Here is an 11360-nt window from a genome sequence, read left to right as displayed (position 1 = left end):
GCGGTGGGCCGCGCCGCACCCGCCGTCAGATGTCGCCGTCCTCCGCCAGGACCCGCTGGGCCACCGCGAAGGCGGAGTTGGCGGCCGGGACGCCCAGGTACACGCCGGCCTGCAGCAGCACCGCGCCGATCTCGTCGACGGAGAGCCCGTTGCGCCGGGCCGCCCGCACGTGCATCGCCAGCTCGTCCAGGTGACCGTGCGCCACCAGGGCGGTCAGCGTCACCAGGGACCGCTCGCGGCGCGTCAGCGTGGGATCGGTCCAGATCTCGCCCCAGGCGTAGCGGGAGATGAAGTCCTGGAAGCGCGCGGTGAACGGCGTCTGCCGGGCCTGCGCCCGGTCCACGTGGGCGTCGCCCAGCACCTCCCGGCGTACCGCGACACCCCGCTCCGCGAACCCCGTGAAGTGCCCTCGCAGCGCGGCCAGCACGGCCTCGGGACGCTCCGCCGGCGCCAGGTGCGAGGCGCCGGGGATCTCGGTCAGCGACGCCCCGGGGACCGCGTCCGCGATCTCCCGCAGATGGGCCGGCGGGGTCGCCGGGTCCTCACGGCCCGCGACCAGCAGCGTGGGCGTGCGCACCTCGGCGAGACGCTCGCGCAGGTCGAAGGCGGCCAGCGCGTCGCAGCACGCCGCGTAGGCGTCCGGGTCGGCCGCGCGGTGGTCGTCCACCAGCCGCTCCACCGTGAAGCCCGAGGTGAACCAACGCGCGTCGGCCGAGCCCGCCAGTTCCCGCATCGCGGCGGGACCGCCCGCCCGGACCGCCGCCGCGCGTTCCTCCCAGGGCCGCGCCCCGTTGAAGTGCGCCGAGGAGCAGAGCACGGCCAGCGAGGAGACGCGCTCCGGATGGTGCACCGCCAGGTGCAGCCCGACCGCGCCCCCCAACGACACGCCGGCGTAGGCGAATTGCTCCAGGCCCAGCTCGTCGGCGAGCTCCAGCACCAGGTCGGCGAGGTCGCCCACCGTCGCTCCGGGACCGATCAGCCCGGCCGGGGAGCCGCCGTGCCCGGGCAGGTCGAAGCGGATCACCCGGTGGTTCACGGCCAGTTCGGGCGCGAGCGCGTCCCACAGGGCCAGCGAGGTGCCCAGCGAGGGACCCAGCAGCAGCGGACCGGCCGAAGTGGGGCCCTCGGCGCGGTGGTTCAGCGTCTTGTTCGTCAACGTCGCTCCAGTGCACGGTCGGTGAGGGCGGCGGCGCTGCCCGTGTAGTCGGCGGGGTCGGTGAGCGACTCCAGGTCGAGGCCCTCGAGGTCCGGCTCCGCCCGCAGCACCTCGAGCAGCGGCAGCCCTTCCGCGTAGGCGCGGCGCGCGGCGGCGGTGAGCAGTTCCTTGGCCCGGGCGCGCCCCAGCACCGGCGCCAGCGCCACGGAGAGCCGCTCGGAGACGATCAGGCCGTGGGTCGCCCCCAGATGGGCGCGCATCGCCGCGGCGTCCACCCGCAGCCCCTCGGTGAGTTCGGCGGCCTGCTCGGCCGCCGAGCCCGCCGCCCGCAGCAGGTCCCGCAGCGGCTCCCACTCGGCGTGCCAGGCGCCCGCCGGGCGTTCGTCCTCGGCGGCCATCGAGCCGAACAGCGTCGCCGCCAGCTGGGGGGCGCGGCGGGCCGCGGCGGCGATCAGGGTGGAGCGGACCGGGTTGGCCTTGTGCGGCATGGCGGAGGACCCGCCGCCGCTCGCTTCGGCGAGCTCCGCGATCTCGGTGCGGGCCAGCGTCAGGACGTCGGCGGCCATCTTGCCCAGGGCCCCGGCGGTGAACGCCAGCGCCCCGGCGAGGTCGGCGACCGGGGTGCGCAGCGTGTGCCAGGGCAGCGACGGCTCCGCGAGCTCCAGCTCGCGGGCGTAGGCGGCCACCAGCGGCAGCGGGTCGTCCGCCCCGTAGGCGCCGAACGCGGCCAAGGTGCCCGCCGCCCCGCCCAGTTGCACCGGCAGTGCGCCACGGACGGCGCTCAGCCGGTCCCGGGCGTCGAGCACCAGGGAGCGCCACCCGGCGGCCTTCAGCCCGAAGGTGGTGGGCACCGCGTGCTGGGTCAGGGTCCGCCCCGGCATCGGCGTGTCGCGGTGTGCGGCGGCCAGCCGGGCCAGCGCGCCCTCGGTGCGGTCCAGGTCGGCCAGGACCAGGTCCAGGGTACGGGCGGCCACCAGCATGGTGGCGGTGTCCATGATGTCCTGGCTGGTGGCTCCCCGGTGCACGTACGGGCCGTGCGCAGGGCCGACGGCCGCCGTGAGGTCGGCCGCCAGCGGGATCACCGGGTTGCCGCCGGCCGCGGCCCGTCGGGCCAGCGAGAGCAGGTCGAAGCGGTCCGGGACGGCGGCGTCGGTCACCGCGGCGGCGGCCTCGGCAGGCGCCAGGCCCAGCGAGGCCTGGGCGCGGGTCAGCGCGGCCTCGGCGTCCAGCAGCGCCGCCAGGATGGCGGTGTCGCCGGTGGCCCCGGCCACCGGGGAGCCGGCGCGCCCCGGGGAGAGCAGACCGGCCTCGGACTGTGGGAGCTGTGGGAGGTGGGACGGCGATGTCACTGGAACTCCAGGAAGACCGTTTCGTTCTCGCCCTGCAGGTGGATGTCGAAACGGTACGTCGCGGGCGACTGCTCGGTGGCGATCAGCGTGCGGCGCCGGTCCCCGGCCACCTGCCGGAGCACCGGGTCGGCCGCCAGCGCGGCGTCGTCGCCCGGCAGGTAGATCCGGGTGAACAGGTGCATCAGCAGCCCGCGGGCGAACACGCAGACGGCGATGTACGGGGCGTTGCCGCCGCGCGCGCCGGGACGCAGCGTGCGGGCCACCCAGTGGCCGTCGGCGTCCGTCTGGATGCGGCCGAAGCCGGTGAACTCCAGGCCGTTGCGGCCGACGAAGCCGCCCGAGGCCGGATCACGGCGCATCGAGCCGGTGGCCGCGGGCACCGAGCCGTCGGGGCCGGGACCCCAGATCTCCAGGAGCGCGTCCGGCAGCGGAGAGCCCTCGCCGTCGTACACGTGGCCGTGGACGGTGACCGTGTCGGGGTGGCCCAGCGGCGCGACCTCGGGGCCGCCGGGGAAGGGCAGGGCGTAGCCGTAGAACGGGCCGACCGTGTGGGACGGGGTGGGCAGCACCGTCTCGGGGCGGCTGGGGTCGATCTTCGTCATGGCGGTCAGCGTCCTTCTTCCATCCAGGTGGCGCTAGGGCCGTCGAGCACGATGTCCCAGCGGTAGCCGAGGGAGAACTCCGGCACCGACAGGTCGTGGTCGTAGGTCGCGATCAGCCGCTGCCGCGCCGCGTCGTCGGTGACCGACTGCAGGATCGGGTCGTAGGGGAACAGCGGGTCGTTCGGGAAGTACATCTGGGTGACCAGGCGCTGGGTGAACGACCGGCCGAACACCGAGAAGTGGATGTGCGCGGGGCGCCAGGCGTTGGTGTGGTTGCGCCACGGGTAGGGGCCTGGCTGGATCGTCGTGAACCGGTAGAAGCCGTCGCCGTCGGTGATGGTGCGGCCGGCGCCGGTGAAGTGGGGGTCCAGCGGGGCGTCGTGCTGCTCGCGCTGGTGGGCGTAGCGGCCGGCCGAGTTGGCCTGCCAGATCTCGACCAGCTGGCCGCGGACCGGGCGGCCGTCACGGTCGAGCAGACGGCCCTCGACGGTGATGCGCTCACCGATCGGCTCGCCGCGGTGCTGACGGGTGAGGTCGTTGTCGATCTCCGTGATGTCCCGCTCGCCCCAGGCGGGGGAGGAGAGCTCCACCAGCTCGGGGTCCTTGGTGACGTCGATGTTCACCGGCGGCCGCTTCGGGTGGCGCAGCACCGAGGAGCGGTACGGGGCGTAACCGCGGTCGGGGTGGTGCTCCACCGGAGCGCCGCCGGCGACGCGCTGCTCGTAGGCCTCGCGCTCGGCGGCGATCTCCGCGTCGATGTCGTGCTGGGTGAGGGCCATGGTGGCGGCGACCTCCTTCGGTCGGGCGGCCTTCGTGCGGTCGGCCTGCGTGAGGGCGGGGCGCGGGCCGAAGAGGCCGGCACTCCCCTTCGGACCACGCCTGCCGCAGTCATGACCCCGGGGAGGTCGATTTACTCAGGACACTGACTAATTCCTCGGGGCTGGTCCACGCTTTCATCGGCTCTGCCCGGGCGTCAAGGGACAACCATCCCACCTGCGGAATTCAACGCCGCAGCGAGGTGGGCCCGGAACGGGCGGAAAGGCAGGTCACCGGGTATCGTTCCGTGTACCGATCACCTCGCACCCAGGGAGAGCGCATGGCCGCGGTGGACCTGACCACCCATCCCGGGCACCTCGCCCGGCGGCTGCAGCAGGCCCACACCCTGCTGTGGAACGCGATGGTGTCCGAGGAGATCACCTCGCCCCAGTTCGCCGTCATGAACGCCGTCACGGCCGAGCCCGGCCTCGACCAGCGCACGGTGGGGGAGCGGGTCTCGCTGGACCGCTCCACGGTCGCCGAGGTGGTCGGGCGGCTCATCCGGCGCGAGCTGCTGGACAAGGTCCGCGACCCCGAGGACGGGCGCCGCTACCTGCTGCGCCTGACCGAGGAGGGCGAACGCGTCCACCGCCGGCTCACGCTCCGCGCGGCCCGGATGAACCAGGTGCTCCTCGCCCCGCTGAGCTCCGAGGAACAGGGCGTCTTCGTCGACCTCATCCGTCGCGTCTCGGAGGCCGCCGAGGAACTCCGGCAGCCGGTCCAGGCGCCGCCGCGGCCCCTGTAGGGCCCCACCGCGCCTCGCCTCGCGGCGCGCGTCCCGCGGTTCCGGCCGAGCGGGACCCTGGCCCACCCCGCTGTGGACCGTGTGCGGAGGCGGCGCGAGGTTGCGCCGCTCACCGGACGTCGCCCTCCGGCATGTCGTCGCCCCAGGCGGCGAGCCGCTTCTCGACCGTGCCGCGGCCGTCCAGGGCGTGCCGCGTGAGGGCATCGCCTTCGTGGGCCAGGACCGCCGCCTCCTGCACGCACGGGGCGAGGCCCGTGCGGCCGGCCCGGGGCCTCGATCGCGTAGGGCTCCGATCAGAGGAAGGCGCGACGCGGCCACCGGGGCGTTCCGGACATGTCGGCCGCGCACCAACGGCCAATTCGGTCCCAGGTGTTGACGCTCGCGACCGCGCTCCGTAGCTTCCCTCGCGGAAACTTTCGCGTAATTCTCGAAAGTTTCGAACCAGGCGTTCCCGCGTCGCACCGGCATCGGGCGCGGGGCGCGCAGTCGCGCATCGTGAGGGAGCCCCCCATGTCGTCCTCGACCCCGTTCCGCGATAGACGCAACCGGGCCGCCTCCCGGCTCCGGCTGCAGGAGCGCGCCGGCTCCCTGCTCCGCACCGCCGCGGTGGCCTCGGTGGCCGTCGTGGTGACCGTCACCGCCACCGCCACCGGCGCGCCCGGCGAGAGCCAGGCCGGCGGCCGGACCCCCGGGATCGGCCCGGGCGGCGCCCACTGGGTCGACACCTGGGCGTCCATGCCGCAGCTCACCGAGCCGAACAACATGCCGCCCGCGCCCTTCACGGACGGCGAGTCGGTCCTGGACGACAGCACCCTGCGCCAGACCATCCGCACGACCGTGGCCGGCGACAAGCTCCGCCTGCGCTTCTCCAACGCGTTCGGCGGGGCCGAACTCCCCCTGACCCGCGTCTCCGTGGCCCTTCCGGCCGACGGCGCCGCGGGGGCCCCGGGGATCGAGCCCGGAACCTCCCGGCAGGTCACCTTCGGCGGACGGACCTCGACCGTGGTGCCGATGGGCGCCCAGACGGTCTCCGACCCCGTGGACATGAAGGTCCCGGCCGGGACCAACCTGACCGTCACGGTGTACCTGGCCGACGGACAGGCGTCCTCGTCGGTGACCTCCCACCCCGGCTCCCGCACCTCCTCGCACCTCGTCAAGGGCGACCACACCACCGACGCCGACCTGCCCGGCGCCACCCGCACCGACCACTGGTACTTCCTGAGCGGCGCGGAGACCTGGACCGACGAGCCGCGCGCCGCCGGACTCGTGGTGATCGGCGACTCGCTCAGCGACGGCCGCGGTTCCACCACCAACGGCAACGACCGCTGGCCCGACCAGCTGCACAAGCGGCTGCTGCGCTCTCCCGCCACCGACGACGTGGCCGTCCTCAACGAGGCGGCGGGCGGCAACCGCGTCCTGCACGACGGACTCGGTCCCAACGTGCTCGCCCGCCTGGACCGCGACCTCCTCGCCCGCACCGGGGTGAAGTGGGCGCTGGTCTTCGAGGGCGTCAACGACCTGGGCACCGCGGAGGCCACCGAGGCGGCCCAGCGCGCCACCGCGGACGACCTGATCGCCGCGTACCGCCAGATCGTCGAGCGCGCCCACGCCAAGGGGATCGCCGTGTACGGCGCCACCCTCACGCCCATCGGCGGCAACGAGGCGTACGACGACCCGGACGGCCACCGCGAGCGGGCCAGGCAGCGCGTCAACGAGTGGATCCGCCACAGCGGCGTGTTCGACGCGGTGGTCGACCTCGACCGCGCGGTCCGCGACCCGCAGGCGCCCACCAAGCTGCTGCCCGCCTACGACACCGGCGACCACCTGCACCTCAACCCGACCGGCTACAAGGCGATGGCGGACGCGGTGCCCACCCGCCTGCTGCGCTGACCGGCCCCGGCCGCGCCCGGCCCTCACCGCTCGGCCAGCACCACCCACACCTGACCGTCCGCCGTGTTCACGGCGCCGCCGTCCTCGGTGGTGAAACGGGTACCGTCGGCCGCGGTCGGCCGCTGCCAGCGCACCGGCCAGACCTTCCCGTCCCGCAGCAGGTCGGCACTGCCGGAGCCCACCGTCTCGCTGAACGGCGTGGTGTTGCCCCCGCGGTCCCGGAAACGGGACTGGCGCACCGTCACGTACTGGACGACCACGGTCGGCGGGGCCAGTTGACGTCCGCCGTCGGTGGTGGGACGGCCGTCGGTCTCCACCAGCCAGCCGTGCCGCTCCGCGGACCAGGTGAAGGCGAACCGGGCCGAAGGAAAGCGCACCGTCCGCCGTTCCTCCCTCGTGCCGCCCGCCGGGGCCGGGCCCTCGTGGAAGCCCGCCGCGGCCAGCGCCGCCGCACCGGCGGGCGACTTCACCAGGCGCCCGGGCCGCAGGTAGAGGTTGTGCGGGGCGGGATGCTCGTCGCCCCGGTACCAGGCGTCCGGGTGGCGCCCGGGGGTCTCCGCACGCAGCGGCGCGGCCTCGATGAGCGGCCGCAGCCGGCTCTGCGAGCCGGAGTAGGCGAGCACCGGCTCGTCGAACTCACGCAGCAGCCGCAGATCGGTCTCCCGGGCGCTGCGCACCGGGCCCACCGCCGTGGGGAAGGTGGTGGAGTAGAGGGCCATCAGCCGGCTGAGGCCCGCCTCGACCTGCTCCGTGTAGATCACGTCGGCCTGCGCCAGTCCGGTCTGCGGCCTCGCCGGGAGCACGTTGTCGATCTTGACGGCCAGTACGCCGGAGGCCGCTTTCGGGGTGGGGGAGGGGTCGGTGTCGTCCTGGCCGCCCGGGCTGGTGCATCCGCCCGTCAGGGCGAGAGCGGTGATCGCGGCCGTGAGCACCGTTCTCGTCCCGACGGCGCGACCACCCGCTCCGCCGCGCCGCCCCGACCGCGACCGCGGTCGTACCCGTGCCCCCACCCGCTGCCGCCGCCACTTCCGCAGTCCCACGCCCACTGCCTACCGCCCGCCGATCCGTCGGTCTCTCAGGGTGCACCGGTCCGTGGTGCCCTACCCTGCCGTGCCCTCCACCGCACCTCCGGCGGCCGAACCGTGCCGGTTCGGCCGGTTTCGCGTAGGCCGTCCGGGTACCCGTCGCACGGACAGGAGCATGCGGAAGCAGGGAGTCCGACGCGATGAAGGCAGTGACCTGGCAGGGCAAGCGGGACGTCCGGGTGGAGACCGTCCCCGATCCGAGCATCGAGGAACCCACGGACGCGGTCATCCGGATCACCTCGTCCGGACTGTGCGGCTCCGACCTCCACCTCTACGAGGTCCTCACCCCGTTCATGACCCCCGGTGACATCCTCGGCCACGAGCCCATGGGCATCGTCGAGGAGGTCGGATCGGAGGTCACCAACCTGATGCCGGGGGACCGCGTGGTGGTGCCCTTCCAGATCTCCTGCGGCAGCTGCTGGATGTGCGGCCAGGGCCTCTACACCCAGTGCGAGACCACGCAGGTGACCGGCGAGGGCATGGGCGCCCAGCTCTTCGGCTACACCCGCCTCTACGGCGCCGTCCCCGGCGCGCAGGCCGAGTACCTGCGTGTGCCGCAGGCCCACTTCGGGCCGATCAAGGTGCCGGAGGGCCCGGCGGACGACCGGTTCCTCTACCTCTCCGACGTGCTGCCCACCGCCTGGCAGGCCGTCCAGTACGCCTCCGTCCCCAAGGGCGGCACCCTCGCCGTCCTCGGCCTCGGACCGATCGGCGACATGGCCTGCCGCATCGCCCTGCACCAGGGCGCGGAGCGCGTCATCGGCGTCGACCTGGTCGGCGACCGCCTGCGCCGGGCCCGCGAGCGCGGGGTGGAGACCTTCGACCTGCGCGACTTCGACAGCGAGAAGGAACTGGTCGCCGCGATCCGTGACGTCACCGGCGGTCGCGGCCCCGACTCGGTGGTCGACGCGGTGGGAACCGAGGCGCACGGCAGCGCCGTCGCCCGCCTCGCGCAGAACGCCACCGCGCTGCTGCCCAACAAGATCAGCGGCCCGCTCGCCGAACGGTTCAGCATCGACCGCCTGGCGGCGCTGTACACCGCCATCGAACTGGTGCGGCGCGGCGGCACCATCTCGCTCTCCGGCGTCTACGGCGGCATGGCCGACCCCATGCCGATGCTCACCCTCTTCGACAAGCAGATCCAGCTGCGGATGGGCCAGGCCAACGTCCGGCGCTGGACCGACGACATCCTGCCGCTGCTCACCGACGAGGACCCGCTGGGCGTCGACGACTTCGCCACCCACCACGTCCCGCTCTCCGCGGTGCCGGAGGCGTACGACATGTTCCAGAAGAAGCGGGACGGCGCGGTCAAGGTCGTCATCAACCCTTGACGCCCAGCACCTCCGCGAGGTCGTAGCGCACCGGCTCCTCCAACTGGGCGAAGGTGCAGCTCTCCGGGGTGCGGTCCGGCCTCCACCGGCGGAAACGCGCGGTGTGCCGGAACCGCGCCCCGTTCTCCATGTGGTCGTACGCCACCTCCACGACCAGATCGGGCCGCAGGGGCACCCACGAGAGGTCCTTCTTCCCCGACCAGCGGCTCGGCGCCCCCGGCAGCCGGGCGCTCTCGTGCGCCGCCGCGTCCCCCCATGCCGCCCAGGGGTGCCCGGAGACGTCGTCCAGCCGCAGTGGCTCCAGCTCCTCCACCAGCTCCGCCCGGCGCTTCATGGTGAACGCCGCGCACACCCCCACGTGCTGCAGCACCCCCTGGTCGTCGTGGAGCCCCAGCAGCAGGGAGCCCACCACCGGACCGCTCTTGTGCAGCCGGTAGCCGGCCACCACCACGTCCGCGGTCCGCTCGTGCTTGATCTTGAACATGGCGCGCTCGTCCGGCAGGTAGCGCAGCGTCGGCGGCTTGGCCACCACCCCGTCCAGACCCGCCCCCTCGAACTGCTCGAACCACCGCCGCGCCACCTCGACGTCCCCGGTCGCGGGGGCCAGGTGCACCGGCGGGTCGACGTCGCGCAGCATCCGCTCCAGCAGGGCCCGGCGCTCCGTGAGGGGACGGCCGGTCAGGGACTCGTCGTCCAGCGCCAGCAGGTCGAAGGCGACGAACGAGGCCGGGGTGCGCTCCGCCAGGGTGCGGACCCGGGAGTCCGCCGGATGGATGCGCTCGGTCAGCGCGTCGAAGTCCAGCCGCCCGCCGCGGGCGACGACGATCTCCCCGTCCACCACGCACCGCTCGGGCAGCCGCTCCCGCAGCGCGGTCACCAGCTCCGGGAAGTAGCGGGTGAGCGGCTTGGTGGTGCGGCTGGCGAGTTCCACCTCCTCGCCGTCGCGGAACACGATCGCGCGGAAGCCGTCCCACTTGGCCTCGTAGTGCATCCCCTCGGGGATCTTCGCCACCGACTTGGCGAGCATCGGCTTCACGGGCGGCATCACCGGCAGGTCCATGGGGCCGATTCTGCGTGTGCGCGCCGCCCGGGGCACGCCTACCGTGGCACACATGGGTGACGACGCCGTGGAACTGGACGCCGGAGGACGGAAGGTGCGCCTGTCCCACCCGGACAAGGTGCTCTTCCCGGAGAAGGGCCATACCAAGCGGGACGTGGCGGAGTACTACCTCGCCGTCGGACCGGGCGTCCTGCGCGCACTGCGCGAGCGGCCCACCACCCTGCAGCGCTTCCCCGACGGCGTCGAGGGGGAGTGGTTCTTCCAGAAGCGCGTCCCCAAGAACCATCCCGACTGGATCCCCACCGCCCACATCACCTTCCCCAGCGGCCGCAGCGCCGACGAGATGTGCCCCACCGAGATCGCCGCGGTGATCTGGGCCGTGCAGTTCAACACCCTGACCTTCCACCCCTGGCCGGTCCGCGGGACGGACGTCGACCGGCCGGACGAACTGCGCCTGGACCTCGACCCGCAGCCCGGCACCGGGTACACGGAGGCGGTCACCGCGGCCCACGCGCTGCGCCAGGTCCTGGAGGAGTACGGGCTGCGCGGCTGGCCGAAGACCTCCGGAGGGCGCGGCATCCACGTGTTCGTGCCGATCGAGCCGCGGTGGACCTTCACCGAGGTGCGGCGTGCGGCGATCGCCGCCGGTCGGGAGCTGGAGCGGCGGATGCCGGAGCAGGTCACCACCCGGTGGTGGAAGGAGGAGCGCGGCGAGAAGATCTTCGTCGACTACAACCAGACCGCGCGTGACCGGACCATCGCCTCCGCCTACTCCGTCCGGCCCCGGCCGCACGCCCCCGTCTCGGCGCCGCTGCGCTGGGAGGAGGTGGGGGAGGCCCGGCCCGAGGACTTCGACATCCGGACCATGGCCGCCCGGTACGCCGAGGTGGGCGACGTGCACGCGGACATGGAGGACCACGCCTTCTCCCTGGAGCCACTGCTGGAGCTGGCGCGGCGCGACGAGGCCGAGCACGGGCTCGGCGACCTGCCCTACCCGCCGGACCATCCGAAGATGCCCGGCGAGCCGAAGCGGGTGCAGCCCAGCCGGGCCCGGAAGGCCTGAGTGGGGGCCCGCCGGCCGCCGCGGGCACGCCGTTCGCTGCCTGCCCGTTCGCTGCCGGCCCGGCTGCCTCTGCCCTGGACGCACCTGGCAGCGGTACCTGGCCGTCGGCTTGTGCACGATGGGGCGAGCCGCTCGCCGCGGAGGCACCGCCCCTGCGCCCGCCACCCCAAGGACTTCGTCCAGGGGGTCCCCCATCGCCCCCTGGCGGCCCAGCCGACCGCAGGCGCGGCAGGCATGGCAGGCGCGGCAGCCGCCCGGCCGAG

The 11360-nt window shown here is 74.1% G+C and carries 11 protein-coding genes; 4 read left to right on the top strand and 7 right to left on the bottom strand.

From position 1 onward, the window contains the following. Window positions 1-25: 25 nt before the first annotated feature. The 4 genes from pcaD to pcaH are packed head-to-tail and all read right to left on the bottom strand — an operon-like array spanning window position 26 to window position 3886. A complete protein-coding gene (pcaD, locus tag ACFRAV_RS23685) occupies window positions 26-1156 on the bottom strand; it encodes a 3-oxoadipate enol-lactonase (protein WP_382558265.1) in 1131 nt (376 codons plus the stop codon). After that, a complete protein-coding gene (pcaB, locus tag ACFRAV_RS23680) occupies window positions 1153-2505 on the bottom strand; it encodes a 3-carboxy-cis,cis-muconate cycloisomerase (RefSeq protein ID WP_382558264.1) in 1353 nt (450 codons plus the stop codon). Before pcaB ends, pcaD begins: the two co-directional genes overlap by 4 nt. Beyond that, entirely contained in the window at window positions 2502-3107 is a 606-nt protein-coding gene (pcaG, locus tag ACFRAV_RS23675; protein ID WP_382558263.1) for a protocatechuate 3,4-dioxygenase subunit alpha, read from the bottom strand. Before pcaG ends, pcaB begins: the two co-directional genes overlap by 4 nt. Window positions 3108-3112: 5 nt before the next feature. Continuing rightward, window positions 3113-3886 carry a protocatechuate 3,4-dioxygenase subunit beta gene (gene pcaH / locus ACFRAV_RS23670; protein WP_382558262.1) on the bottom strand — a complete coding sequence of 258 codons (774 nt, stop codon included), beginning with the start codon at window positions 3884-3886 and terminating at the stop codon, window positions 3113-3115. Between the two features lie 317 nt (window positions 3887-4203). Between pcaH and ACFRAV_RS23665 the strand changes: the two genes are divergently transcribed. Then, a complete protein-coding gene (locus ACFRAV_RS23665; protein WP_382558261.1) occupies window positions 4204-4668 on the top strand; it encodes a MarR family winged helix-turn-helix transcriptional regulator in 465 nt (154 codons plus the stop codon). A gap of 109 nt (window positions 4669-4777) precedes the next feature. Here ACFRAV_RS23665 and ACFRAV_RS23660 read toward each other — a convergent pair whose 3' ends face one another. Then, the gene (locus ACFRAV_RS23660) at window positions 4778-4906 is read right to left on the bottom strand and encodes a hypothetical protein (RefSeq protein ID WP_382558260.1); all 129 of its coding nucleotides are present in this window, start codon (window positions 4904-4906) and stop codon (window positions 4778-4780) included. Between the two features lie 272 nt (window positions 4907-5178). Between ACFRAV_RS23660 and ACFRAV_RS23655 the strand changes: the two genes are divergently transcribed. Continuing rightward, complete coding sequence (locus ACFRAV_RS23655) at window positions 5179-6558, top strand: SGNH/GDSL hydrolase family protein (protein ID WP_382558259.1); 1380 nt, start codon at window positions 5179-5181, stop codon at window positions 6556-6558. A gap of 23 nt (window positions 6559-6581) precedes the next feature. Here the strand turns inward: ACFRAV_RS23655 and ACFRAV_RS23650 are convergent, their stop codons facing one another. Then, the gene (locus ACFRAV_RS23650; RefSeq protein WP_382558258.1) at window positions 6582-7490 is read right to left on the bottom strand and encodes a DUF3048 domain-containing protein; all 909 of its coding nucleotides are present in this window, start codon (window positions 7488-7490) and stop codon (window positions 6582-6584) included. 293 nt (window positions 7491-7783) lie between these two features. Between ACFRAV_RS23650 and ACFRAV_RS23645 the strand changes: the two genes are divergently transcribed. Then, window positions 7784-8974, top strand: coding sequence for a zinc-dependent alcohol dehydrogenase (locus ACFRAV_RS23645; RefSeq protein WP_382558257.1), 1191 nt, complete (start codon window positions 7784-7786; stop codon window positions 8972-8974). On the opposite strand, the gene ACFRAV_RS23640 is transcribed toward ACFRAV_RS23645, so the two are convergent. Next, complete coding sequence (locus ACFRAV_RS23640) at window positions 8964-10034, bottom strand: ATP-dependent DNA ligase (protein WP_382558256.1); 1071 nt, start codon at window positions 10032-10034, stop codon at window positions 8964-8966. The two genes, ACFRAV_RS23645 and ACFRAV_RS23640, sit on opposite strands and share 11 nt — an antisense overlap. Window positions 10035-10086: 52 nt before the next feature. Here ACFRAV_RS23640 and ligD point away from each other — a divergent pair, with 52 nt between their 5' ends. Further along, window positions 10087-11097, top strand: a complete 1011-nt coding sequence (gene ligD, locus ACFRAV_RS23635; RefSeq protein ID WP_382558255.1) for a non-homologous end-joining DNA ligase — start codon at window positions 10087-10089, stop codon at window positions 11095-11097. The last annotated feature ends 263 nt before the right edge of the window (window positions 11098-11360 follow it).

The organism is Streptomyces sp. NPDC056600 (assembly GCF_042792855.1).
Taxonomy (GTDB): domain Bacteria; phylum Actinomycetota; class Actinomycetes; order Streptomycetales; family Streptomycetaceae; genus Streptomyces.
Note: the sequence above shows the minus strand (reverse complement) of the source record. Positions and strands in the feature narration are given on the sequence as shown.

Excerpts from the sequence above, each read along its gene's own strand:
- pcaG (WP_382558263.1), bottom strand. The coding sequence starts at position 3,107 with ATGACGAAGATCGACCCCAGCCGCCCCGAGACGGTGCTGCCCACCCCG.
- pcaH (WP_382558262.1), bottom strand. The coding sequence starts at position 3,886 with ATGGCCCTCACCCAGCACGACATCGACGCGGAGATCGCCGCCGAGCGC.
- ACFRAV_RS23665 (WP_382558261.1), top strand. The coding sequence starts at position 4,204 with ATGGCCGCGGTGGACCTGACCACCCATCCCGGGCACCTCGCCCGGCGG.
- ACFRAV_RS23655 (WP_382558259.1), top strand. The coding sequence starts at position 5,179 with ATGTCGTCCTCGACCCCGTTCCGCGATAGACGCAACCGGGCCGCCTCC.
- ACFRAV_RS23645 (WP_382558257.1), top strand. The coding sequence starts at position 7,784 with ATGAAGGCAGTGACCTGGCAGGGCAAGCGGGACGTCCGGGTGGAGACC.
- ACFRAV_RS23640 (WP_382558256.1), bottom strand. The coding sequence starts at position 10,034 with ATGGACCTGCCGGTGATGCCGCCCGTGAAGCCGATGCTCGCCAAGTCG.
- ligD (WP_382558255.1), top strand. The coding sequence starts at position 10,087 with ATGGGTGACGACGCCGTGGAACTGGACGCCGGAGGACGGAAGGTGCGC.